The organism is Sporolactobacillus sp. KGMB 08714 (assembly GCF_036598985.1).
Lineage (GTDB): Bacteria > Bacillota > Bacilli > Bacillales > Sporolactobacillaceae > Sporolactobacillus.
Genome location: NZ_JAUUBW010000001.1, coordinates 212,765 through 233,892, shown reverse-complemented (window position 1 = coordinate 233,892; position 21,128 = coordinate 212,765). Strand labels below are relative to the sequence as shown.

Here is a 21,128-nt window from a genome sequence, read left to right as displayed (position 1 = left end):
AAGTCACTGCACGAATGAAATTCTATAAGCCAGGATTGCATTTGCCGACACAATCCGTGTATTTGTTCATTCGGAGAAATTCCGTACAGGTAGCTTTCTGATTGCATCCAGCGCTCCTGATGCGGAAGCATAAACCGTTTCGCGGACGGAAAATGGCTTCGCCGGGATACGGTGAAGCCGAATGGAGAGTCATCTCCGATTGTTCTCATTTCAGTTTGAAAAAATCATTAAGAATGGGCACCGATCATCGGATGGAAGCGCCCGATGCCGTTCCCGTCAGAAAAAATGCGATTTTTATCAGAGCCATAGGACAGCTTCTGCCTAAGTCAATGATCGATGTTAATCAGGAGATCCCTTTATAGGCGATTTCGAACCAGGCGATCTCGCTTTCCGCAGCATGAAACGTTAATTTTAACGTATGGCGGCCCTCCGGCAGCCTGACATCAATCGTTTCCCCGTTCTCCCGGCTCCGGCCGCTTTCCGTCCCTGCCCTTCTCTGCATCGATTGCCCGATCCGGCGTCCGTCCAGGAAGATCTCGATCCTCCGACGGCCATTTCCTGCCGGGATCCCGGGTGTAAAAGTATAAGTTCCGGTTTTCTCAACAAAAATGAAATAACGCAGCCATTCTCCGTTAGCCGCCCGCACGATTTTTAATCCGGATTCTTCGTCCGTGCGGTTTTTAATGCCGGTTCCTGCGCTCGCATCAAGAAAAGCCGCGGCTTCTATCCGTGCCGCTCCCGCTCCGCCGACTGCGACCGGAATCTGTCTCGGCCGAAATTTCTTAAAGGCCGGTGTTGCCATGATCATTTTTAAAATCGGACGGACATTATTTTGCAAATCTTTTCTGGTGATCGTTCCCTCCTGCAAAGCCATCAGCAAATGTTCGGCCGTTGTACTGCCGAAAGGCATCCGGACGTGATTACCGGCCAGGATTTCTTTTTCAAACGCGGCCGTATTGTTCCAATCGCTGGTCACGACACCATGATAGTCCCACTCATGTTTAAGAATATCAGTTAGAAGATCCTTGTTCTCCGAGGCGCGGACGCCGTTAATCAGATTGTAAGCACTCATGACTAATCGCGGGTGCGACTCTTTGATTGCGATTTCAAACCCTTTCAAATAAATTTCGCGCAAGGCTCTTTCAGACACTCTGCTGTCCGATTCGCGCCGGTTCGTTTCTCTGCCGTTGACTGCGAAATGTTTGATTTCTGCCGCAACGCCGCGGGACTGCACCCCCTCAATCAAAGCCGCCCCCATTTTGCCGGCCATCAGCGGATCTTCCGACCAGTATTCAAAATTTCGGCCGTTCAGCGGGTCCCTGTGAATATTCATCCCCGGCGCCAGCCAGATATCGACAGCATTTAAGACCGCTTCCCGGCCCGCCGCTTCCCCGACCGACCGAATCAGCTCCGGATTCCACGTTGCAGCAAGCAGAGTCTCGATCGGCCAGGCCGTTGTCCGGCTGGCGATTCTTAAGCCGGCCGGTCCGTCGGCTGTCTGAACATTCGGAATGCCGTATTCGTTAAGATTCCCAATGCCCCCGGCTCCGCCGGCCACCGTCGCTTGGGTTCCTCTTGAAAGGCCGATCAACTGATCATCTTCCAATTGCTCAATAAAAGCATCGAGGCCGGCCGACCTCCGGGCAACGTCCTGCAGCATGATTTTGGCCTTTTTCCTATAAAATTCCGGCTTTTTTTCTTCCTTCTTACCGGTTGAATCGTCCGGTTTCTTTTTCTTCTCTTCTTTTCGAATATCGCCCGCGTGCAGCAGGTCATACGATCCGTCCGCCAGCAGGCGTTTCGGCAACCGGACCGGAGCTGCGCATGCTGTCAGCTGCCGGACTATTTTTGTTTCGTTTATTTTGACCGTTCCCTGCACGCCTCTTCGATCGGCATCAGACAGAGAATTCCCGACAAAAAGGCGATAGCTGCCCCTTTCTAGCAGCCAGGCCGATTTTCTGATGCGGCCGGTGTCGTCATAGCTGGCCATATCGGCAATCGGAAAGTTCATCGAGAGGACCTCCGAACGTCCCCGTTTCAATAATCCGGTTTTCTGAAAAGCAGCTAATTGTCTCGCGGCTTTCCCAAGCTTTCCGCGGGGTGCGCTGTAATAGACCTGAACAACCTCTTTTCCGGAGCACCCGCCCGTATTCGTGACTCTCACCGTGATTTTGACGCGTTTTCCCGAAACGTATAGTTTTATTTTTGACAAATTAAAAGTTGTATAAGAAAGTCCGTATCCGAAACTGTAGTTCACTCTTTTATGATTCGGATCAAAAGTTTCAAAATAGCGGTATCCCGTAAAAATGTCTTCCTCATAGTTGACATAATCGCTATGCCGGCCGAAATTCCCGGAACTCGGATATTCGTCATAAGAAGCAGCAAATGTATCGGCCAGCTTTCCCGACGGATTGACCGCGCCGCACAAAACGTCCGCAACGGCATGCCCGCCTTCCATCCCCGGCATCCAGGAAATAAGAAGGGAAACATCGGGAAAGCGGGACATCCAGGAGGTATCGATAACACCGGGAATGTTCAGTACGACGGCGACCTGTTTAAAACCGGCAGCAATGATTCTTTCGAGCGTGCGATTTTCCCAATCGGACAAATAATAATCACCCTTGACCGCGCGGCGGTCGGATCCTTCCGAAGCGTAGCGCGAAATCGTGAAAATTGCCGTATCGGCCTTTTTCACGGCCTTCTTCAACAACTCGTCCGAAAGCGGCATTTCGCCACGGCCGCCCTTTTGAAAGTAGGTGCGGTAAGCTTCAATGATCGGCCGATAGAGAGAAATTTGATTTTTGGATGCCTTGTCCTCCATTCCCTGAAGTAAATTGACGTTTTCAAAGGCATTGGGAACGGACCCCGACCCGCCCCCGTGGAGATGAAATTTTATCTGACCGGCGCCGAAAAGAGCCACTGCCGTTCCTTTCTTAATCGGCAGGGTTTTTTTATGATTCTGCAGCAAAACCATGCCCTCGCCGGCAGCTTTTCTCGAAAGCCGGGCATTTTTCTTCTGCAGGGAATCAGCCCCCCTTTTTCGCAGAATCCCGGCGTTCGGCCCCTTCAAAGAAAACCAGGCCATCTGTTCGATCACCTCGCTGTTCAAGTAAAAAAGTTATCATTCGGATGATAGATGAATACGGAGAAGAGACAGATGAAAAAAAAGGGTGTTAAAATCTATGCGAGCGTCCGATTGTTAGAACCCTGCTTCCTTTCAAACAGCGAAGTTATGCTCCGTATTGATTCCATTTTTTTTCAATCCCGAATAGTTTCCAGATTGCGTAAGAAATCAGCCAGAGTCCTAAAAAAATGACAATCAGTCCATAGCCCATCCAGTTGAAATTCAGGCCCTCAATCCAGCTCCAGAAACCGCCTTTCAGATTCAGCGCTCCCGCAATCATTTGGATTAATTCAATACCGCCGATGAAAAGGGCGGCCAATACGGATATCGCCGTAATCGTTATGTTGTAATAAATTTTCCGGACAGGTGTATCGAATGCCCATTTATAGGCCTTGGACATCATGATTGAATCCAGCGTATCCATGAGATTCATTCCCGCTGCAAACAGCAGCGGCAGAGCAAGAATGCCGGAAAAAGAGATCGTGCTTCTCGATGCCCCAGCGGAAAGAGCAAGCAGTGCGACTTCGGTCGCGGTGTCGAAGCCGAGCCCGAATAAAAATCCGAGCGGATACACGTGCCAGCTCTTATTAATGAATTTTAAAAGCGGACGGAACAGTTTTGAGAGAAATCCCCGTGAAAGTAAAAGATCTTCAAACTTTTCACGGTCAAATCCCCGCCGTCTCAATGCGAAAAACATTTTCTGCAGATCAACCAGAATAATCAGATTAAACAGAGCAATAAGAATCAGGAAAACACCGGAAACGATCGAACCGACCGTACCGCCGACCTGTTCGAACAGCGGCATATGTTTCTCCGCCCAGCGGACTGAGAAGCCGAGTGCCACTGCCATCAGGAACACGACGGTCGAATGGCCGAGAGAGAAAAAGAAACCGACACCTATCGGATTGCTTTTCTGCTGAATCAGCTTTCGTACCGTATTATCGATCGCGGCAATATGATCGGCATCGAAAGCATGGCGCAGGCCCAGTGTATAAGCAACCGCTGCAAAGCCGACCAGCATCGGGTACTGGTGGGCTGAAAGGGTCAAAAACACGATCCCGGCCAGGTGCAGGAATAATGTTCCTGTCATATAGGGCAGCCACTCATAACGGGAAAGAAAATTTCTGTTGTTCATAAGCATTCTCCTCGCAATCAAATCTGAAGCCGGGTTCCGGTTTTCCTAATACGGCAATAAAATTTGACTGAATTTCGCCACTCTTTTCTTTACAAAAACAAACCACGAAAATTGATCGCCCCATTTTCAGAGCCATTAACCTTCGTGGTTAGAACCTATTGTCTTCTATCATTTATGTACCACACACCGGCGCCTTGCCGCTGCGAACTCCCGGCAAAGGCCTTTCGCAAAGATCCGGAACAAGGCTTCGTGCCCTGCATTACAAGATTACCTCATTAGAAAACTTATGTAAACCTGTTTTTACATTTTGAAAAAATCCGCTCCATCATAAAGAGCGACTGGAACATGCCCGGAGCGGTTTTACTGCTTTTTCTTCACAGATTCTTTATAATTAACCCGTATAATATGTATAGAACCGGTGAAGGATAGGCTGAACCGGCCGGAACCGGGGATCATGCTGAACAGATTATTTAAGAAAGGTCCGTGATGACTTTGTATGGATGGAACGGCGGAATGATGGGCGGCTGGGGATTCGGCCTCGGCTGGCTGCTGCAGTTGCTGGTTTTTGTTGTTGTCATTTACCTTGCCTTCATTTTGATAAAAAGGCTGAATGTGCCGTCAAATGCCGACAGGCGAGAAAATCGCAGTGAAGACATCTTAAAAGAGCGCTTTGCTAAAGGGGAGATAACCGAGGAAGAGTACAAAAAAATGAAAGAAGTTCTGAAAGACTGAGCAAACGTCCGGAACCGCGCCGCCCTCTTTTCAAAACGGGCGGTTTTTTTCAGCTCGGCTCTTAAATAGCCGATTAAAAAACAGTGATGAATCCGGCCGCCAACAGAGGCAGAAAAATGTCAGCCCCGCTTCGTAAAACCCGAAGGAGACTGATAAAAGTGAACAGGAAAACTTCTACATGTCACGGGGATGATTCGGAGGCCTGTATCCGGCGGCACGGGCCGGTCCTTGAAACGTTATATTATTCATGATGACGGCAAGCTCTTTCGCCGATTCTTTCATTCCGTTTTCCAGCCAGAGCTGAACGATCCCGAAATCCGCAGAAATCAAGTAGGCGGCAATGTACTCGATCGGGACACTGCTTTCGCCGCTCTGCCATTCTTTTAATTTCAGGATCAAATGTCTGCTCATGATGTCTTTTAGCTTAATATGAAAAGAAAGATCTCCCCTCGGACCGAGTATGACTTTCATAAAGTCCGAATTCGAGCCTAAATAGACAAGCAAGTGTACAAGAAAAGGAATCTGTTTCTCCATTTTTTCATACTGTACCGGGCTATCGTCATTCAATTGTTCCATAGACATTTCGCTGATTGCTTCTATGTCGGCAAGAATTTCCTCTTCACTCTGCCTCAATAGATCATATTTATCTCGATAATGAAGATAGAATGTCCCCCGGTTGATATCCGCCCTTTCCGTCAAATCACTGACGGTAATGGCATCAAAGCCTTTCTCTTCGATCAGTTTTGTCAGAGCGTCCCTGATCATCCGCCTCGTGCGGGCAATTCTTCTGTCTATCTGCTGTCCTGTCATTTTCATTAACCTCCGATTTTTTCGATCTTATTCATGCTGTTGGATGAGGCCATTCCCCGCGGCCGCCTGCGTTTGGCGGATTCGCATCTCATCAGATTTCGCATCCGAAGTGGAGAAAAGATTGTAAATAATGGAATTTTTTTCTCTGCCTGATGTTATTTTATTCGATTTATATTATAATAAACATGAAGATGATTAATCAACAACTTGTCTATTAAAAGACAATTCGTTGAAATTCCAATACTTGAATGGAGGTTGAAAAAATGAACGATGTAGCTGGCAAATGGTTTGGATGGTTAGGCATTATTGCTGGAGTGATCGGATTCTTTGTCGCGCGTTACTGGCTCGGCGGCCTCGCAGTCATTCTCGGAATCATCGGCCTATTTACACCGCAAAAAACATTAAACTGGGTGGCCATCGCTGCAGGAGTCGTTGCGATCATTATCGGTGCCGTTGTCCATTGAAGGAGCAAAAAGATCTTATTTTATTATTTCTGCCGAATGAATGATTCAAAAATATTATTGAGGAAGACTGGGGCACGAAAGAACGCCCCGCTTTTTTTTAAAAGGGAAAAAGGGCTTTTTCAAGCCTTTTTCTTTTACATACGGGACGGCACAACCGTCCGTTTGGATTCAGAAAGCTGAACCCAATCAGGGAAAATTGAACTCGAAAATGAGCAGCGAAGTATCAGAAAGCCGTGGCCAAATGATTAAAGGGCCGATCCGAAATCCGAAAAAATTGAACTGAAATGCAAGAAAGCCGAGCCGGATTCACATTAAACCCGGCTGAGTGGCATAACAAAAGAATTGATCATCCCTATTCTGTTTTCTTGATTTTATGCAAGTCCGGCATCTGCACCTTGAATCGCCGGTCCGGCGGACTTAGTTGGTCTCTGGGCAGAGAATACCGGGTCAGGCAGCCGGTCTATCCGAATTTTCTTCTAAAATGAGCGAGCGCCAGCAGCGGCCAGATAAGATCGTAACTGTGATAATGAATGTAGAACGCACCGGCCATCCCCCTTCCTTTCGGATAGTCCGCCGTCCAGTCCGGCGCTGCACCTGCAGCGATGAGAAATTGGATGCCGCGTTCTATTTCGGGCGTCAGAGCGGCGGAACTTGAAATCAACGCATCCAGCGCCCAGGCTGTATGTGTCCGCGTGCTGGCCCCAAGCGCTGTATAATGCTTGTTCACGTCGCTCTTGCACGATTCGCCCCAGCCTCCGTCGGGATTCTGGATCCTCCGCAGCCAGCCGGCCGCTCTTCTCACCGCGGAATGTTCCGGTTTCACGCCCGCGGCAGTCAGGCCGGTCACGGCCCCCCAGGTCCCGTAAATAAAACAGATGCCCCAGCGGCCGATCCAGGAACCGTCTTTTTCCTGGTTGCGGAGCAGCCAGTCGATTCCCCGTCCGATCAGAGGATTCCGGGTGTCAAGATCGGTACATTCTCCGAAAAAATTCAATGTTCTTCCCGTCAAATCGGGCGACGACGGATCAAGCAGAATGTCCTGCGGCTGCTCAATCGGCAGCCAAACCAGATACGGTTTGTCAATTCCTTTTTCAAAGGCCGGCCATCCCCCGTCGCTGTTCTGCATGGATACAACCCACTGGATCCCCCGGTCCCACGCCCGGCGAAATGTTTCGTTTTCGCGGGCGGAAAATCGAATCGACCGCAGGACGGCAGCCGTGTCATCGACATCCGGATTGATCGTGTTTGCGTCGGAGAATCCCCAGCCTCCCGGCCGCCCCTCCGGATTATGGATCGCCCAGTCGCCGAATTTCGCATGCCGGCGCTGCCATAAATAGTGATTCGCCCGGCGGATCACTTCCGACGAATCGGCAATGCCCGCCTCCTGCAGGGTACTGCCGATCAGAGCCGTGTTCCAGACGGTCGCCGTCGTATATTGAACATGCGGATAGCCTTTAATCCGGCAGATCATTGACTTCAGACCGCGGACCGCTCTTGAAATAACCGGATCTCCTTTTGAATACCCGCGGGCCAGCAAGGCAAAGACCATAAGGAACGTGGCGCTGAAGTAGCATTCAAGTGTTCCGTCCGCTTCAATCCTTTTCAGCATATAATGCTCCGCCTGTTCTAAAGCGTCTGTGTGTACCGGCTCGATCTGACTGGAAAGCACCTGTATGCCCTGCCTGATCAGAGCGAGTATCGGCTGCCAGGGATCGGAATCCGGAAGATCGGCGCCGGCTACCCCGTCCGCATCCAAATCCGACAAATCGGGTGTCATGCTCGTCTTAACATGGTAGCGTCTGTCCGAAAGGATCAGTATCGGTGCAAAATTGGCCCGGGTAAATACAGATAAATCAAAAAAACTGACAGGAAAAGAAGGCGGGAGAAGGATGGCTTCAACCGGAATCTGAAAAAGATCGGACCAGTCGTACTGCCCGATAAGGGCCAGCATGATTTTTGTGAACGTATTTGTTTTTTTCAGACCGCCGTTGGCACGGATAAAATGCTTTGCCGCCTGAATGCGGTCATCGTCCTTTGACCGATAACCGGAATAAAGCAGTGCCGTATAGGCTTCCACCGTCGCCGACAGATTTCCGTCCGTCTCGTCATAAAACAATTTCCACGAACCGTTTCTCTCCTGTTTCTGCACAATGCGTTCAGCCAGTGCCTGAATCAAAGACTCCTCTCTTATTTCCAGCGACCGAAGTAAAATGATAAAATAACAATCTGTGACAATTCCCGTTTCAAAAGGATAGTTCCATGATCCATTCGGCAATTGATCTCTTATTAAAATACGGACAATCCGACTGATTTCGGCGGACACATCGGCTGCCATCCTCGTCATCCTCCCCTTCCGCAAAGATGCTTCTATAAGCATATTTTAAAAAGAGGAAGGACATTCATCCAAACGGGAATGGGAAAGCATCCTGTGCCGGGTGCCGCCGATTGATTTCCGACAGGTCAGGTTTTATACCGCAGGTGCTGTCTGAAGGAGAAAAATGGGTACATGGCGAATGTTACATGAAGTACGGCCTGCAATAGAATTCTCAGAAAGCATAGATCCGGAGAAAATTTTTCAAAACACTATTTTGGGAAAGGGCAGAAAATCGTAAAGGGCTGATTATGTGAAAAAAGAGGCTGTTATTTTTCATGAGCTTCAGGGATTCTGGAATTCACCGATCCTTTTTTGGCCGGTTATTTTGATCGCTGCCTCTGCCTGGATTACATATTTTCTGCAATATCTTTTTAATATCAGCTTAATCCGCAGTACGTCTGCACACGGGCTGTTTATTTATTGGCTGCTCCTCGGCATTTTATTGCCGCTCCTGCTATGTACGCTGACATTCGCTATAGAAGTACGAATGGATGGCCTGTATATTCGATTGTTTCCTCTCAACATGCACTACAAAAAAATTTCCTATGAAACCATTGCCTACTACTATCCGGTTCATTATAGTACGATTGCACGCTTCGGAGGAATCGGCATCCGCGTTAACTTACAGGGCGAGAAAGTATATAATTTAGGGGGAAATAAAGGAATTGAGATTGGGCTGACAACAGGGGAAAAAATAGTCATAGGTACAAATCAGGATGAAGCACTTAACAGGGCAATAGACAAAGTCAGGTTTAGGTAAAAATTTTTCGGGAAAATTTTCGCTCAAGTCACATTTATAGAAATCGGGTCTGATTTTTATTAGAATAGGAATATTGATAAACAGGGGGTGCCGAAATGGCTTCGTTAATCGATAAAATCAATGCATATAAGGCTTCTTCCGACAGAAAGGCATCGCCGGAGAAGAAACGGATTCATGCGCAGGCTACCAAAGAACTGGAGGAGTCCGGCATTGCCAAAGGCCTGAAAAAGGGTGATCACGCCCCCGATTTTACACTGCCGGATGCAACCGGCCGCGATGTCTCTTTGTCGGATCAGCTTGCCGAAGGCCCGGTCATCCTATCATTCTACCGCGGCGGCTGGTGCCCTTACTGCAATCTTGAACTCAGAGCCTACCAGCGGGTGCTGCCTGAAATTAAGAACGCGGGTGCTGAACTGATCGCCATCAGCCCTCAGACACCCGATGCTTCCCTTTCAACCAAAGAAGAAGACGAGCTGGATTTTTTTGTTTTAAGCGACGAGGGCGGAGAAATAGCCAGAGCGTATGATCTGCTCTTTAAGCTGCCGGATGAACTGATCGAACTCTACAAAAAATCCGGGATCGATCTGCCCGCCCACAACGGGAACGAGAGCTGGGAACTGCCGAAACCGGCGACTTTTGTTGTCAATCGACAGGGAACAATCGTATTTTCCCATGTCGATTCGGACTATAAGAAGCGGACAGACCCGGAAGAAGTCATCGCTATTATCAAAGCCCTGCAATAACGATTCAAAACGGATCCGTGTCTCCCCCAAATCAAGAGTCGGGGGACTATTTTTTACCAGAATTTTTAAACTAGTGCTCCAAACAAAACACTATAAGTGTGAACCGATAAATACAACCAAGATGTGCCGAAACGGCACGAATCAGCGGCCTTTCGTAAAAATAAGCAGCCATTCATAACTGACGCATAGATTTGTTGGGAAAAAGTTCTTTACTGCTCCATAACAAAAGGAAGGAACCACTACGCAGTAAACGGGATCTGCACAACCGTCCGATCGAATTTAGCAAGCTGCGCCGAAGCCGAACGGTCGCTCCGAATCAGGTCAAGGCCGCTCCGAACCCGAGCGGTCGCTCCAAAATCCAGATTGAACCCGGTGAATCAACATGATTAAAAAGTTCCTCCTTTCCATTTAGTTCTTTCTTTTATCCCTATTGATTTTATTTACAGTCCGGGTGCCGTGCACGATCATTCGCTCTCAGCAATTTTATTGACACGCACACGCGGCAGAAACGGCTATCTAACTTCGACTGAATAGCTTTTAAGACTTCGCGGAAGCATGCTTCCCTTTCATAGATAAAATGAAAATCGTACTCATTACAAAAAGCGCTCCGACATAATCATAAAAGCCGAAAGAAACGTGGAGCCAGATCAGCGACAGCAGGGCAGCGGACAAGGGTTCAGCCGTTGCGAGCACACTCGTTTCGGAAGCACTCAAATATCTCAGGCTTTCCAAATAGCAAACGAAGGCGATCAGTGTCCCGAAAATAATGATAAAGGCAATAGAAACGATTGAATGAAAGGTAAATTCACCGGCAACCAGCCAGGGAGGATGAATAAAACTTAAACCCGCTCCTCCGATCAGCATGCCCCAGCCGACAACAACGACGGATCCCCATTTTCTAAGAAGCTTCCTAGGCTGGAGCGTGTAGAAAGCAGCAGCAAAAGCCGAACACAGGCCCCAAAAAAGAGTTAAGCCGGAGACCGACAGCCGGTGAATACTGCCGTGAGTCACTAAAAAGAACGTTCCGAGAACCGCCAGAGCGACAGCGATGATTTCTCTGAATCCGGGCAGTCTTCTCAGATTAAACGCCAGATAACAAGTAATGATCACAGGTCCCAGGCTTTGAAGAACCGTTGCCGTCGCCGCATTGCTGTTTTTAATCGCAGCAAAATAAGTATACTGTACACCCGGCATTCCCAATAACCCAAACAGAATGATGCTGGCTCTTCCGCTTTTATCCTGCCAAATGCCCCAGATTCTTTCCTTTTCCTTCCTATAGTAAAGCCCCAGAAGCAGGAGCCCTGAGGCCAGTAGCCGAAAGACGGTCAGCCACTCCACATTTATTTTTGCATTCTGAAATAAAAATTGAGCGGCGGTGCCGGAGACGCCCCAGAGAATCGCCCCTGTTAAGACAAGGGCAACGCCCCTGGCTCTGGAATAGCCGCCGTCTCGGTATAAAATTTTTGTTTCCGGTCTTGCCATGATCATCCCGTCTTTACCGAACTAAGTGATATTTTCTGACTATCGTATTAAAAACTCTGCTTCAATGTTGAAAACATAATACAATTATATTGATATATAACGTTTTTTTCTACAAATATATTAACCTATAATAGTGTTATATTGACTGAGGCGATAGCATGCAGAAAAAAGAGATATTGATTGACGAAAATCACCGGGAAACAACCCTGCACGGGAGTTATGAATTCCCGATGGCTGTTTATGTGGATCAGCTCGATAAAAATGCCTTAGGGTTCGTCAACTGGCACTGGCACGATGAAATTCAGTTTTCACTGGTAACGAAGGGAGACATGGAGTTTTGCGTTAATCAAAAGACATATGTCTTAAAAGCAGGACAGGGCATTTTTATCAACAGCGGATGCCTGCACAGGTCAAAGCCGGTATCAACGCCCGACAGCACGTTTATCTGCCTGGACGTTGCCGTTAAAATGCTTTCCTTCTTTCAAGGCAGTGCCATAGAACAGAAGTATGTCAAACCTTATCTGAAACTTGAAGGCTTTTCAGCGGTCACATTAGACGATCAAGTGGAATGGCAGAAAATCATACTGACAAAAATAAAGGAAGTTTATCGACTTTACACGCAAAAGAATTATGGATACGAACTCGATATATGTATCCTATTAGCGGCTGTCTGGAGGCAGCTTATTTCTAAACAGGATGAGCTGAAAGCGGATACGAATGCGAATGAGCCGATCAACCAGCAGAGAATAAAAACAATCATGTCCTATATACAGACACACTATATGGAAAAAATGACACTTCAGGAGATCGCGGCAATCGTCCACATCAGCAAAGGAGAATGCTGCCGCTTTTTTAAGCGGACGGTCAAATGCACGGTGTTCGATTATATCGCAAACTGCCGGATCAACAAAAGCATCGAGCTGCTGCGGACAACCGATCTGACGGTCAGCGAGATTGCCGGTTTTGTAGGATTTGGAAGCACAAGTTACTATATTGAGCGTTTTAAGAGGCAAGTTTCGTGTACACCGAGAGAATACAGAGTGCAGCACGTCAATTTACCCATAGTTCAGTGACAGCGTCCTTACCTGATCAGATGATGGATCCTATACGGCTCTGCTCATAAAAGGAAGCGGGTGCAATGGATTTTATACAGACGGCGCTTCTCGTTTCCAATTCTCCGGTCACCTTCAAAAAAGCGGAAACAGATCGTACGGAAACCCACTGCGCATGGCGGATTTCTTACATTCAGCTCAGCTCTCAGCATGAAAACAAAAAATCAGGCTTTTGCATTTGATCGTTCTTCATCCAGCACTTTTTCATTTGCGGATCCTGTCTTTAGCAGGAGCAGAGACAGCGTAATCAACAGGAAGGCGGTTCCCGACATAAAAGGAATCGTAACGAACCCGAAGACAGAGAAATCCTGGCTGGTACACGGATCGGCAAGTGAACAGGTCCGGACATAATACAGGTTGGGAAAATGCTGAATCGTAAAATGATAGGAGGCAATGATGAAGCCGAGGATCGAAATGGGCAGGACATACTTTCTGATTGAAAAATCTTTTCTAAAGAAAGCGATTCCGAGAATGATCACGAGCGGATACATCAGGATCCTTTGATACCAGCAGAGCGTGCAGGGAATAAAGTGCCTGATTTCGCTGAAATATAAGCTTCCGAAAGTGGCGGCGACAGCGATCATCCACGAGAAGAACAAAAACAAACGATTAGATAAATACTTTCTGATCACAAAAAATCATCTCCCCATGAAAAATCCCATCTGATCGGCGTCCGAAATGTGAATCGATCCGATCTTCTCCCGTTCGTACAGCATCGATATCTTCATTTTACAATGTTCTATTGAATTTGCACGTAAAGAGAACGCCTGATTCGGAGAGATGATCCAAAGTGACACCCTTCTTCTCATGTATCGAAAAATCCGATTCATGATAGATGACGCAGATTAAAATGGCTAGAAACCCGGCGCGAAAGCGAATACTCGCTTTCGCGCCGGGTTTCTATGCCTTGACAATCTTCCGGACAGGCTGTATCTTTTTTAATTGAGATAATCCTCTTTTTCGGCGACCCGTCTGCCGATACGGTTTTTTACAGTCAAAGAATCAAACGGTGGCCGGTGTGTTAATTTTTCTAAAACAGCCAGCCGCTGAAGCAAGGAATCCCCTTCTTCGATATGGACCAGCGTTTCTTTAGCAAGGTCCCCTATCTTGTCAAATCCTTCATTCACGAACACACGCATCATATCGAGCGCATTTCCCGCTTTTTCCTCTCCCAGCTTCTCAAGACGTTTCAGAGAACGCAGAGAAACGCTGTCTATGGCATAAATCCGGATAATCATATCACTAAGGCAGGCCAGCACCTGCTGCTCCTGCTGCAATTGGCGGTCGTACTTCCTTATGGCCAGCCCGAGAACATATAAAAAGATTTTTTTCGCGGAAGATATAAGATCTGCTTCCGGTTTTTCGCTGCCGTTCCCCGTTTTTTTCTGCAGCAGCTCGTGAATTTCAGATTCCAGCGTGCCCAGCTTTCTGAGCAGCGGCAGTTCGCCCTTTTCCGCTTTCTTCAGGAGAGTGCCGATAATCAGCAATCGATTAATCTCATTTGTTCCTTCAAAAATGCGGTTGATGCGCGAATCCCTGTAAATGCGTTCGATCTTATAATCCTGGGTATAACCGTATCCGCCATGAATCTGCAGACCTTCATCGGCAATAAAATCCAGAGCTTCGGAACCGAATACTTTGTTGATAGAGCATTCGATCGCATATTCGGACATCCCCCTGGCCGACTTCAGACCCGCGTCCGGACTGCTGTAATCCAGATCCTTCAACGATTGATCAATCAGTCCGGCCGTACGGTAAACCATGCTCTCCAGCGCATAAGCCTTTGTGTTCATGTCGGCAAGCTTCTGGCGGATGATCGGGAAAGCGGCAATCGGCTGCCGAAACTGTTTGCGCTCATTGGCGAATTTGGCCGCAAGTCTGATGGCTTCCTTCGAGGCGCCAAGCGCCCCGGCGGCCAGTTTGAAGCGGCCGATATTCAGGATATTGAAGGCAATAATGTGCCCCCTGCCCGGTTCGCCGAGCAGGTTTTCGACAGGCACCCTGACGTCTTCCAAAATGACCGGCCGGGTTGAAGAACCTTTGATTCCCATCTTCTTTTCTTCCGGGCCGAGGCTGACGCCTTCCATCGTCCGTTCAACGAGAAAAGCCGAAAAATCCTTTCCGTCGATTTTGGCGTAGACGGTAAAAAGATCGGCGAATCCTGCGTTTGTGATAAACTGCTTTTGTCCGTTCAGGAGATAATACTTGCCGTCTTCGGAAAGTTTTGCTGTCGTTTTTGCGCTGAGAGAGTCCGAACCCGAAGACGGTTCCGTCAGACAGTAGGCCGCCAGTTTCGTACCGTTTGCTAATCCGGGCAGGTATTTTTCCTTTTGCTGTCTGTTTCCGAAGAAAACAGTGGGCAGCGTTCCGATCCCTGAATGCGCCGAAGCGGATAAGGAAAAAGAGGAGCTCCGGACCAGTGATTCGGTGATTAAAGTCGAGCTGACTTTATCCACTCCCAAACCGCCGAAAGATTCTGGTACATCCGCACCGAGCAGGCCGAGCGCCCCTGCCTGACGCAGCAATTTTACGGTCAGATCATAATCGAGACTTTCAATCTGTTTGTCGTTCGGAATGACCGATTTCTCCACGAAATTCCGCGTTGTTTCCGCAAACATGCGCTGTTCTTCCGAAAAATCTTCAGGCGTCAGCACATCGGCCGTGCCCGTTTCTTCTATTAAAAAACGGGCGCCTGTTCCTTCGCTTTTCAAAACCATCTTCCAACTCTCCCTTCATTTTTTGAACGGCAAGTCTGACGCAGCGGTAAACGGTTTGACGTATCAGGAAGCGTGCACTTCAAAAACACCGGCCGCACCCATTCCGCCGCCGATACACATTGAGACCACGCCGATTCCGCCGCCGCGCCGTCTCAGCTCATAGATCAAGCTGGAGGTCAGTTTGGCGCCCGTACAGCCGAGCGGATGGCCCAGGGCAATCGCGCCGCCGTTTACATTGACCTTTTCCTCGTCGAGCTGCAATTCGCGAATGACCTGCAGGCATTGAGAAGCAAACGCCTCATTGATTTCGAACAGGTCGATGTCTTTCAAAGCCAGGCCGGCTATTTTCAGTGCTTTAGGAATAGCTTTGATCGGACCGATGCCCATAATTTCCGGCTCCACGCCGGCAACCGCAAACGAACGGAACGTAGCGAGCGGGCTCAGGTCCAGGGCCTCGGCTTTTTCTTTGCTCATGACGACTGCGGCGGCGGCGCCGTCGCTCATTTGTGATGAATTACCGGCAGTCACCGAACCCGAAATTGAAAAGGAAGGCCGCAGATTCGCCAGTTTTTCTGCAGAAGTGTCCGGCCGCACTCCTTCATCTTCGCTGAATGTGAAGGCCTTATGCCATGGGCTCCCATTTTCATCAATTCCTTTTAACTGAGTATGGACAGGTGCAATTTCTTCCTTGAATTTCCCGTCCCTGAGGGCGGCGGCGGCCTTTCTGTGGCTGGAAGCGGCAAACCGATCCTGATCCTCGCGGCTGACCCCGAAGCGCTCCGCTACATTTTCCGCCGTATGGCCCATACTGATGTATATTTGAGGCATCTCTTCCTCAATTCTCAAGTGGGGCGACGGCCGGAAGCCGGCCATCGGAACGTGGCTCATGCTCTCCACGCCGCCGGCCACGACGATATCCGAATGGCCGAGCATAATCCGTTCGGCGGCAAACGCAATGGCCTGCAGCCCCGAGGAGCAGAAACGGTTGACGGTCAGCGCCGGAACAGATTCCGGATAGCCGGCGTAGAGCGAGATGATGCGGGCAACATTCAGTCCCTGCGGTCCTTCCGGCATGGCGCAGCCGAGGACAATATCCTCGACGTCCTTCTTCTGCAGTCCGGGTGCACGTTCGATCACGGCGTCCAGAACCGTCCGGCCAAGGTCTTCCGGCCTTGTCTGCGCCAGACTTCCTTTTTTCGCTTTGCCCACAGGCGTGCGGGCCGCCGCGACAATGACGGCTTCATTCATTCTCTCCACCTCTTTCATTTCATCGTGAATCGTCAGTTTCGCAGCGGCTTGCCGCGGACGAGCATATGGCGAATCCGATCCTGTGTTTTTGTTTCGCCGCACAAGCTGAGAAATGCCTCCCTCTCCAGATCGAGCAAATATTGTTCCGTCACCGAGGCGCCGGGCGGAACATTTCCGCCTGAAAGAATGTGAGCCAGCTTGCCGGTAATGGTCCGGTCATAATCGCTGATATAGCCGCTCCTGCGCAAGTGGTCGGCGCCCAGAAGCAGCAAGGCTTTCCCGTTTTCGCCGACGACTTTGATCTTTTCTTCCCTGGGCGCTGCATAACCGAGGGCATCCAGAGATAAAACCGTTTTCTTGGCCTCATAAACCAAGTGATCTCTGTTTGCAATCACGCGATCGCTTTTTCTCAGCCATCCGAGATTTTTCGCTTCATAGGCGCTGGCCGATACTTTTGCCGCTCCGATCATTTCAAACGGCCTGTTTATAAACGGCTGCAGATCGGCCTCCGGATAGCCTTTAATGACTGCTGCGGCGCGGGCAGCCATCTCCTTGCAGCCTCCTCCGGCTGGGATGAGGCCGACCCCCGTTTCGACCAGACCGGCGTACGTCTCGGCTGCCGGATTGACCTGATCCGCAGCGAGACAGATTTCAACACCCCCGCCGAGTGTCATCTGATGCGGCGCGGCGACTACTGGTTTTTCAAAATATTTTAATCGCAGCAGTGTACTCTGAAGAGCTTGAATCATTTTGTCGATGGCCGGCCAATCTTTTTTCTCCGCACTGCCGAGCAGCAGTTTGAGGTCGGCCCCGACACAGAAATTTTTTCCTTCATTGGCGATCACGAGTCCTTTGAAACCGCGTCTGACCTCCTCCATGCTTTTCTCGATCATTTCGATGATCCCGTCGCCGATCGCGTTGTTCGGCGAATGAAATTCCAGGCAGGCGACGCCGGCTCCAAGGTCGATCAGGCTCGCATCCCGGTTGGACAGGACGGCCGGATTCCGTTCCTTCAAAGACCGGAGCGAGATAGATTCCGGATCTTGCTCAAGCACCGCGTAGCGCTGTCTCCGCGAGTGTGTTCCAACATCTGAGCTGTATGCTTCCGATCGATCGCCGTGCTGAACGGCAGGCGCATCGGCAACGGCCTGGAAATGATAGATTCGCCCGTTCTGCCATTTGTAAAATGAGTGATTGCCCGCGGTGATCCATTGTTTCACCCATTCGGGTATCGCGAGTCCTTCCGCTTCCATACGTGATACGGACGCTTCAAGTCCAATAGCATCCCAGATTTCGAAAGGGCCCAGTTCCCAGTTGAATCCCCATTTCATCGCCCGGTCGATTTCGACAATAGAATCCGAGATCTCATCCAGCTTTTCCGCCGAGTAAAGCAGCACTTTTTTAGTTGCATTCCAGGCAAGCCTCGCGTACCGGTCTTCCCCATTAATTAAAGTCCGGATTCTTTCCCCGGCTTCTCTGATTTTTCCGGCCCTCGCCAGAGTCTCGGAGTCAATCTTCCGCCGCGGTTGATATTCCATGGAATCGATGTCCAGAGCCAGGATCTCTTTTCCCCTCTTTGTCGGGATGCTTTTATAGAAACCCTGCCCTCTTTTAGCGCCGTTCCAACCGCGGGCGACCATTTCCCGCACGTACTCTGGAACGTTAAAAACGGCTTTCTCTCCTTCGTCGGCAACATGATCGTGTACATTCTGGGCAACATGCACAAAAGTATCGAGGCCGACTACATCGAGTGTCCGGAGGGTGGCGCTTTTGGGGCGGCCCAATGCCGGACCTGTTACGGCATCCACTTCATCGACGCTGCAGCCCGCTTCCCGCATCTCCTGCAATGTCACAAGCAGGCCGTACGTTCCGATGCGATTGCCGATAAAGTTCGGCGTATCCTTAGTCTTGACAACACCCTTCCCCAGCGCCTTATTGCAAAAAGAAGACATGAAGTCGACAATGGCGGGATCCGTTTCTTCTCCCGGAATGATTTCCAGCAATTTCAGATAGCGCGGAGGATTAAAGAAATGGGTGCCCAGAAAATGCCTTTTAAAAGCCTTGCTCCTTCCCCGAACCATTTCATTAATGGAAATCCCCGATGTATTGGAACTGACGATCGTCCCCTCCTGCCAGTTGCTTTCGATCTTCTCAAGCAGGCTTCTTTTGACCGCCAGATCCTCCACAACCACTTCGATAATCCAGTCGACTTCTTTCAGCTGTTCCAGATTGTCTTCAATGTTCCCCGCGGTAATCAGTTCAGAGAAAGCGCTGTCATATAAAGGCGCCGGATGGGTTTTTCTTAATCCGGCAACAGCCGAAACGGCCAGGCGATTCCGTACTTTCGTATCCGTCAGATTCAAACCTCTTGCCGCTTCTTCGGCTGTCAGCGTCTCCGGAACAATGTCCAGCAGCAGACAGGCGATTCCCGAATTCGCTAAATGGGCGGCGATTCCCGAACCCATGACCCCCGATCCGATCACCGCCGCTCTGCGTATCATTCGGCTCATGAACTCTCCTCCCGTTCCTTACTATTTTTATTTTTCACCGTCAGCTTAACGTACGCCGGCTTGTAACTGTTAATTCACCTTTTTTTTCTTATCCGCCCAGAACGGCTCACGCAGTTCCATTTTGCGTACCTTTCCTGTTGCCGTCCTTGGAAAACTTTTTACAAAGGAGCAGGATTTCGGCGATTTAAAAGAGGGCAGATGATTCCGGCAAAAGGCAATTAGTTCCTCTTCCGACACGTTTCGGCCCTCTTTCGGGATACAGACAGCATGCGGCACTTCTCCCCATTTATCATCGGGAACGGCGATGACCGCTGCCTCAAGAACGGCAGGATGCCGGGCCATGACGCCTTCTATTTCGATCGAAGAAATATTTTCGCCTCCGCTGATAATAATATCTTTTTTGCGGTCGACAATATCGACATACCCTTCCTCATCAATCGTCGCCATATCGCCGCTATAGTACCATCCGTCTTTGATCACCCGATCCGTTTCTTCCTGCTGCCGCCAGTAACCTTCCATTACGTTGTTGCCTCTGACGATCAGCTCGCCGATCTGTTTCCCGTCATGGGAGACATCGCGCCCTGCGTCATCAACTACTCTGACATCCACGTTCATCAGGCACATACCGGCTTTGGCCTTGATACGGCGCACGTTTTCAATACTCGGATCCATATGGGATTTGAATTGAGTGAGCAGCACAAGGGGCGCTGTCTCCGTCGCCCCGTATCCCTGGATAAACTCCCAGTTCAATAAGTCTTCCACCTTTTCAATATAAGACGGAGGCGGGGCCGCACCGGCGACAATGGCTCTTAAATGATGGCTGATCCGCGCTGTTTTCGCTTTCGGTTCATGGAGCAGCATATTAACGACCGTCGGCGCCATGCACGCCAGACTGACTTTCTCCCGCTCGATCAGTTCAAAAATGTGAGCGGGGTCGATCTTTCGGAGCATCACATGCGTCCCGCCCATACTTGTAATCATAAAAGGCGTGCCCCAGCCGTTCACGTGAAATAAAGGAAGGATATGCAGCAAAACATCGCGGTCCGTGACCCGGACATGAATCAGGCCGTTTATTGCGTTAAAGTACAGGCTTCTGTGAGAATGCATTGCTCCTTTCGGAAGGCCCGTCGTTCCGCTTGTGTAAAGGATGCTGGCCAGATCCATTTCATCCATTTCCGGAATCGGCGGCGTCTCGGCCGAATACTTTTCAAGCAATTTTTCGTAACTGATCCAGCCTTCTCTCTCTTCACAGTCAGGAGAGGGGAGCAGAATAAAATGGTCAACGCAGCCCAGTTCCTTTCTCACCGGTTCAACAAGAGGCGCCAGCTCCGCATCCGCCATTAGAATTTTGGCACCGCTGTGATTAATGATGTAGGCATATGCAGAAGGAATCAGGCGGATATTCAGCGGAACGGTCGCCGCACCGACCTGTGTCACGCCAAACATCCCCTCAAGCTTCTGCAGGGTGTTGGGCGCAAGATAGGCGACACGATCCCCTTTCTTAATGCCGAGATCAATAAGCATATTGGACAGCCGGTTCACCCGTTCGCCCAGCTGGCGATACGTTAATCGGATCTCTCCGTCTACCACGGCCGTTTTATCCGGATAATACGTGACCGCCCGCTTCAAAAAATCCGGAATAAACATACGGTGTTTCATGAAAGTCCCTCCAGTCATTCTTCGTTCAACAGAACGTTCACATTCGGATTATTAAGGGTCATTGAGTTTTCTGCCTTCCCCCGCCTCAAAAAAATCGTTTTCAATATTTCCGCTGCCGTGACCGGCTGATTCTGTTTCTGACAATAAAAGAAACAGCAGTTTGGTAAACGCTTACATTTTCCCGACTTTTTTTTACCTGACGTTTATTTTGCGGCTCATAAACAATTAACATTGATGGAGTGAATTTTCCGGATAATG

Annotated in this window: 15 protein-coding genes; 5 read left to right on the top strand and 10 right to left on the bottom strand. The window is 49.4% G+C overall.

Translation table 11 applies throughout. The features are described from left to right. Positions 1–343 precede the first annotated feature (343 nt). On the bottom strand, positions 344–3,085 hold the full coding sequence (locus Q6A92_RS01065; RefSeq protein WP_332236758.1) for a glycoside hydrolase family 3 N-terminal domain-containing protein: 2,742 nt from the start codon (positions 3,083–3,085) through the stop codon (positions 344–346). 145 nt (positions 3,086–3,230) lie between these two features. Next, on the bottom strand, positions 3,231–4,265 hold the full coding sequence (locus Q6A92_RS01060; RefSeq protein ID WP_443029665.1) for a HoxN/HupN/NixA family nickel/cobalt transporter: 1,035 nt from the start codon (positions 4,263–4,265) through the stop codon (positions 3,231–3,233). Positions 4,266–4,745: 480 nt separating this feature from the next. Between Q6A92_RS01060 and Q6A92_RS01055 the strand changes: the two genes are divergently transcribed. Then, a complete protein-coding gene (locus Q6A92_RS01055; RefSeq protein ID WP_274400169.1) occupies positions 4,746–4,991 on the top strand; it encodes an SHOCT domain-containing protein in 246 nt (81 codons plus the stop codon). A 174-nt stretch (positions 4,992–5,165) separates the two neighbouring features. On the opposite strand, the gene Q6A92_RS01050 is transcribed toward Q6A92_RS01055, so the two are convergent. Beyond that, positions 5,166–5,801 (bottom strand): TetR/AcrR family transcriptional regulator, encoded by a 636-nt coding sequence (locus Q6A92_RS01050; protein WP_332236756.1) that lies wholly within the window; start codon positions 5,799–5,801, stop codon positions 5,166–5,168. A 263-nt stretch (positions 5,802–6,064) separates the two neighbouring features. On the opposite strand from Q6A92_RS01050, the gene Q6A92_RS01045 reads away from it, so the two are divergent. Next, positions 6,065–6,265 carry a hypothetical protein gene (locus Q6A92_RS01045; protein ID WP_274400165.1) on the top strand — a complete coding sequence of 67 codons (201 nt, stop codon included), beginning with the start codon at positions 6,065–6,067 and terminating at the stop codon, positions 6,263–6,265. 460 nt (positions 6,266–6,725) lie between these two features. On the opposite strand, the gene shc is transcribed toward Q6A92_RS01045, so the two are convergent. Continuing rightward, on the bottom strand, positions 6,726–8,600 hold the full coding sequence (gene shc / locus Q6A92_RS01040; protein ID WP_332236755.1) for a squalene--hopene cyclase: 1,875 nt from the start codon (positions 8,598–8,600) through the stop codon (positions 6,726–6,728). Positions 8,601–8,889: 289 nt separating this feature from the next. On the opposite strand from shc, the gene Q6A92_RS01035 reads away from it, so the two are divergent. Both Q6A92_RS01035 and Q6A92_RS01030 read left to right on the top strand, forming a co-directional pair. Continuing rightward, positions 8,890–9,399 (top strand): DUF6141 family protein, encoded by a 510-nt coding sequence (locus tag Q6A92_RS01035; RefSeq protein ID WP_332236753.1) that lies wholly within the window; start codon positions 8,890–8,892, stop codon positions 9,397–9,399. 95 nt (positions 9,400–9,494) lie between these two features. Beyond that, a complete protein-coding gene (locus tag Q6A92_RS01030) occupies positions 9,495–10,142 on the top strand; it encodes a peroxiredoxin-like family protein (RefSeq protein WP_332236752.1) in 648 nt (215 codons plus the stop codon). 537 nt (positions 10,143–10,679) lie between these two features. Here Q6A92_RS01030 and Q6A92_RS01025 read toward each other — a convergent pair. Then, a complete protein-coding gene (locus tag Q6A92_RS01025; RefSeq protein WP_332236751.1) occupies positions 10,680–11,624 on the bottom strand; it encodes a DMT family transporter in 945 nt (314 codons plus the stop codon). A 158-nt stretch (positions 11,625–11,782) separates the two neighbouring features. Between Q6A92_RS01025 and Q6A92_RS01020 the strand changes: the two genes are divergently transcribed. Continuing rightward, positions 11,783–12,697, top strand: coding sequence for an AraC family transcriptional regulator (locus tag Q6A92_RS01020; protein ID WP_332236750.1), 915 nt, complete (start codon positions 11,783–11,785; stop codon positions 12,695–12,697). Positions 12,698–12,900: 203 nt separating this feature from the next. Here the strand turns inward: Q6A92_RS01020 and Q6A92_RS01015 are convergent, their stop codons facing one another. From Q6A92_RS01015 to Q6A92_RS00995, 5 genes are all read right to left on the bottom strand, one after another. Beyond that, the gene (locus Q6A92_RS01015; protein ID WP_274400157.1) at positions 12,901–13,368 is read right to left on the bottom strand and encodes a disulfide oxidoreductase; all 468 of its coding nucleotides are present in this window, start codon (positions 13,366–13,368) and stop codon (positions 12,901–12,903) included. A 306-nt stretch (positions 13,369–13,674) separates the two neighbouring features. Continuing rightward, complete coding sequence (locus tag Q6A92_RS01010) at positions 13,675–15,453, bottom strand: acyl-CoA dehydrogenase family protein (protein ID WP_332236749.1); 1,779 nt, start codon at positions 15,451–15,453, stop codon at positions 13,675–13,677. A 63-nt stretch (positions 15,454–15,516) separates the two neighbouring features. Further along, positions 15,517–16,701 carry an acetyl-CoA C-acyltransferase gene (locus tag Q6A92_RS01005; RefSeq protein WP_332236747.1) on the bottom strand — a complete coding sequence of 395 codons (1,185 nt, stop codon included), beginning with the start codon at positions 16,699–16,701 and terminating at the stop codon, positions 15,517–15,519. A 32-nt stretch (positions 16,702–16,733) separates the two neighbouring features. Next, positions 16,734–19,211, bottom strand: coding sequence for a 3-hydroxyacyl-CoA dehydrogenase/enoyl-CoA hydratase family protein (locus Q6A92_RS01000; RefSeq protein ID WP_332236746.1), 2,478 nt, complete (start codon positions 19,209–19,211; stop codon positions 16,734–16,736). Between the two features lie 69 nt (positions 19,212–19,280). After that, entirely contained in the window at positions 19,281–20,870 is a 1,590-nt protein-coding gene (locus tag Q6A92_RS00995; protein ID WP_332236745.1) for a long-chain-fatty-acid--CoA ligase, read from the bottom strand. Positions 20,871–21,128 lie beyond the last annotated feature (258 nt).

Excerpts from the sequence above, each read along its gene's own strand:
- Q6A92_RS01065 (WP_332236758.1), bottom strand. The coding sequence starts at position 3,085 with ATGGCCTGGTTTTCTTTGAAGGGGCCGAACGCCGGGATTCTGCGAAAA.
- Q6A92_RS01060 (WP_443029665.1), bottom strand. The coding sequence starts at position 4,265 with ATGCTTATGAACAACAGAAATTTTCTTTCCCGTTATGAGTGGCTGCCC.
- Q6A92_RS01055 (WP_274400169.1), top strand. The coding sequence starts at position 4,746 with ATGACTTTGTATGGATGGAACGGCGGAATGATGGGCGGCTGGGGATTC.
- Q6A92_RS01050 (WP_332236756.1), bottom strand. The coding sequence starts at position 5,801 with ATGACAGGACAGCAGATAGACAGAAGAATTGCCCGCACGAGGCGGATG.
- Q6A92_RS01045 (WP_274400165.1), top strand. The coding sequence starts at position 6,065 with ATGAACGATGTAGCTGGCAAATGGTTTGGATGGTTAGGCATTATTGCT.
- shc (WP_332236755.1), bottom strand. The coding sequence starts at position 8,600 with ATGGCAGCCGATGTGTCCGCCGAAATCAGTCGGATTGTCCGTATTTTA.
- Q6A92_RS01030 (WP_332236752.1), top strand. The coding sequence starts at position 9,495 with ATGGCTTCGTTAATCGATAAAATCAATGCATATAAGGCTTCTTCCGAC.
- Q6A92_RS01025 (WP_332236751.1), bottom strand. The coding sequence starts at position 11,624 with ATGGCAAGACCGGAAACAAAAATTTTATACCGAGACGGCGGCTATTCC.
- Q6A92_RS01020 (WP_332236750.1), top strand. The coding sequence starts at position 11,783 with ATGCAGAAAAAAGAGATATTGATTGACGAAAATCACCGGGAAACAACC.
- Q6A92_RS01010 (WP_332236749.1), bottom strand. The coding sequence starts at position 15,453 with ATGGTTTTGAAAAGCGAAGGAACAGGCGCCCGTTTTTTAATAGAAGAA.
- Q6A92_RS01005 (WP_332236747.1), bottom strand. The coding sequence starts at position 16,701 with ATGAATGAAGCCGTCATTGTCGCGGCGGCCCGCACGCCTGTGGGCAAA.
- Q6A92_RS01000 (WP_332236746.1), bottom strand. The coding sequence starts at position 19,211 with ATGAGCCGAATGATACGCAGAGCGGCGGTGATCGGATCGGGGGTCATG.
- Q6A92_RS00995 (WP_332236745.1), bottom strand. The coding sequence starts at position 20,870 with ATGAAACACCGTATGTTTATTCCGGATTTTTTGAAGCGGGCGGTCACG.